6 protein-coding genes and 1 tRNA gene are annotated in these 2755 nt (G+C 66.6%); 3 read left to right on the top strand and 4 right to left on the bottom strand.

Going from position 1 to position 2755, the window contains the following annotated elements; all coding sequences use genetic code 11:
* A partial coding sequence (locus Q0379_RS00545; protein ID WP_299002994.1) for a multicopper oxidase domain-containing protein occupies positions 1-364 on the bottom strand: 364 nt, incomplete at its 3' end.
* Between the two features lie 45 nt (positions 365-409).
* Between Q0379_RS00545 and ybaK the strand changes: the two genes are divergently transcribed.
* Together ybaK and Q0379_RS00535 are read left to right on the top strand one after the other, a co-directional pair.
* A complete protein-coding gene (gene ybaK / locus Q0379_RS00540; RefSeq protein ID WP_299002991.1) occupies positions 410-886 on the top strand; it encodes a Cys-tRNA(Pro) deacylase in 477 nt (158 codons plus the stop codon).
* 65 nt (positions 887-951) lie between these two features.
* Positions 952-1028: transfer RNA gene (locus tag Q0379_RS00535), tRNA-Met, on the top strand.
* A gap of 16 nt (positions 1029-1044) precedes the next feature.
* On the opposite strand, the gene Q0379_RS00530 is transcribed toward Q0379_RS00535, so the two are convergent.
* Positions 1045-1317: a hypothetical protein gene (locus tag Q0379_RS00530; protein WP_299002988.1), complete on the bottom strand. Its 273-nt coding sequence runs from the start codon at positions 1315-1317 to the stop codon at positions 1045-1047.
* A 242-nt stretch (positions 1318-1559) separates the two neighbouring features.
* On the opposite strand from Q0379_RS00530, the gene Q0379_RS00525 reads away from it, so the two are divergent.
* The gene (locus tag Q0379_RS00525) at positions 1560-1973 is read left to right on the top strand and encodes a GFA family protein (protein WP_299002985.1); all 414 of its coding nucleotides are present in this window, start codon (positions 1560-1562) and stop codon (positions 1971-1973) included.
* 12 nt (positions 1974-1985) lie between these two features.
* Here Q0379_RS00525 and Q0379_RS00520 read toward each other — a convergent pair whose 3' ends face one another.
* Positions 1986-2525, bottom strand: a complete 540-nt coding sequence (locus tag Q0379_RS00520; protein ID WP_299002982.1) for a DUF1993 family protein — start codon at positions 2523-2525, stop codon at positions 1986-1988.
* Between the two features lie 43 nt (positions 2526-2568).
* Positions 2569-2755, bottom strand: a 187-nt coding sequence (locus Q0379_RS00515) for a UTRA domain-containing protein (protein ID WP_299002979.1), incomplete at its 5' end; no start/stop codon positions are given.

Raw genomic sequence — 2755 nt, 5'->3', positions numbered from 1 at the left:
CGCCGGGCTTGATCCCCGGGAAGCTGACGCCCGGCACGCCGTCCATCTGGAACGGAACGAGCAGGCCGTGCCAGTGGATCGAGGTGTCCTCATCGAGCGCGTTGGTCACGGCGATCCGGACGTTCTGGCCTTCCTTCAAGCGGATCAGCGGTCCCGGGATCGTGCCGTTGATCGCCACGCCATGGCCCGCTCGGCCGTCGATGCGCGGCATGACGTGACCGATGGTCAGCTTGATATCCTCGCCGCTCAGCGCCGCCGGCGACCGCGCCCCCTCGGCGGCCCGCGCCCAGGCCGGAAGTAGTCCCAACGCGCTTAGGCCAAGAGCGCCGCGCAGCAGGGTCCGTCGATCGAAAGCTGTCATCACTGTTCCGTATTCCACCGTCGGAAGCACTTGGGTATGACCGGGATCATGTCCAAGAGCACTCCCGCCACGATCGCACTCACCAAGGCCGGCGTCGCGTTCGACCTTTATACGTACGACTACGATCCTGGATCGGAACGTGTTGGTCTCCAGGCCGCCGAGGCGCTGGGCGAGGACCCGCGCCGGGTGCTCAAGACCCTGGTGGTGATGCTCGACGGCAAGCCCGCCTGCGCCATCCTGCCCTCCGACAAGGAGGTCAGCATGAAAAAGCTGGCCGCGGCGCTGAAAGGCAAGTCGGCGGCCATGGCGCCCGTGCCCGACGCCGAGCGGATCACCGGCTACAAGGTCGGCGGCGTCAGTCCCTTCGGCCAGAAGAAGCGCCTGCCGACGGTGATGGAAGCGGCGGCCCTCGCCGAGCCCTATGTCTTCATCAATGGCGGACAGCGGGGCTTGCAGGTCAAGCTCGCGCCGGCCGACGCGGTGAAGGCGCTGGGCGGGACGACGGCGGCGATCGTGGCGGATTAGCAAGGCGGACGGGGCGGGCTTGAAATCCCGCGCGGTTCTCGCCTATAAGCCCCGCCTCCTGGTCTGGCTGGGTAGCTCAGATGGTTAGAGCGGTGGATTCATAACCCACAGGTCGGCGGTTCGATCCCGCCCCCCGCCACCAGGACAAATACTCGGGCTCAGGCCGAGATCGGCGGACGCTCGTTGTCCAGCCCGCCCACCACCAGCTTCAGCAGCGGCCGCGTCGCCGCCGGACTTGAGCCCCGCAGCTCCTCGCCCAGCATGTGGAAGTAGTCGGCGATCCGGCTGTCCTGCTCGTGGCGCGCCAGAACATCCATCGCCTCGGCGAATTCCTGTCGCGACGCCGCGCCCTTGGCGGACAGCACGCCGACGAGGGCCGCGAACAGACCCGTCTGGATCTGCAACAGAGAAGGTTGGTCAGGCATTTCCATTTCGACACTCCTTGTCGCAACGGCCACCTGAATATATTGCCGCGCGTCGCCACAAGCTCCCAATGAAAACGCACGTTTACATGCGCGGCGAATTGCCACACTGGGCCGAGACGCAGTGAATTCTGGAGTCATTATTTACGGATATTGGTGCGACAACTTGTCTTGCCCCGAGGCTGGACATGGCCGCAACCTGTTCTCCGGCAAGGGTTTGACCGCACCTCACGCTATGGCTCTATAGGTCCATGACCACCAGCAGCTTTAAAGGCGGATGCCTGTGCGGCGCGCTCAGATGGCAAGCTGAGAGCGCGCCCGACTACATGGGGCTGTGCTGCTGCGCCGACTGTCGCAAAGCCTCTGGCTCGGGCTTTATCCCGTTCATGGGATTTTCGGCCTCGGCGCTGACGATCACGGGTCCCACGCGCCAGTATCGCAGCCGCGCCTTCCGGGGCGGCGTATCGACCCGCAATTCCTGCCCGACCTGCGGCGGCCTCGTGTTCGGCGGCGAGCACGGCCTGCACGACAGCCACACGATCTATGCCGGCAGCCTCGACGACCCCGGCCTGTTCAAGCCGACCATGCTGCTGTTCGACCGCGACCGGCCGGACTGGGTGGTTCCGCCCGAGGGTCTGACGCGCTACCCGGCGATGCCCGAGTAGCGCGCCGCTCGACTAGCCGCCCGGCAGCGTGCCCGGTCGGATATAGGCGAACATGTGGCTGACCCAGTCGGGCTTGCCCAGCGGAACGCCCTTGTGGCGCAGGATCGCATAGGCGGTGGTCGCGTGGAAATAGAACTGCGCCAGGGCCCAGTCGCGGACGAACTGCTCGCCGGTCATGTCGAAGACGATTCCGTTGGGCAGCTTCAGCTCGATCATCTTTTCGGCCGCGCCGTCGAAGGCCGAGGCGGGGGTCGCTTCCAGTCGCGCCACGGCGTCGGCGAGTTGGGCTCGCAGTCCCTCGAAGTCCGTCGCGTCCTCGGTGGGCGCGAAAGAGTCCGCGCCGGTCAGGTGGCGCAACAGATCGCTGGCCTGGGTGCAGACGAAACGCACCTGAGTGGACAGGGGGAACATGTCCGGCGCCAGGCGCGCGCCAATCAAGTCCTCGGGCGAAAGACCGCTTTCGGCCGCGAAGGCCTCTGCCTTGGTCAGCTGAGCCGACAGGCCCTTGATCATCTGAAGATAGGTCGGAACGGCGATCGCGTACGGATCCATGGCGTCTTCTCCAAGCGGCGCCGGTCGCGCGCGCTCAGAGGACTTAGGCGCCCGGCCCGAACCGCGCCACCAGGTCGTAGGCCTCGCCGGGGAAGATTTGGCGGACGCGGGTGACGCCACGGCCTTCGCGCCAGGTGCGGCGATCGACGACCAGGCAAGCCGCGCCTTCGTCCAGGGCCAGCAGGCCGGCGACCTCGGCGTTGGCGTTGACCGCGCTGATCCGGCTCTCG

It is taken from the genome of uncultured Caulobacter sp. (assembly GCF_937900395.1).
In the GTDB taxonomy this organism is placed as follows: Bacteria; Pseudomonadota; Alphaproteobacteria; order Caulobacterales; family Caulobacteraceae; genus Caulobacter.
The sequence above is the reverse complement of the archived record's forward strand: the minus strand, read 5'-3'. Positions and strand labels throughout refer to the sequence as shown.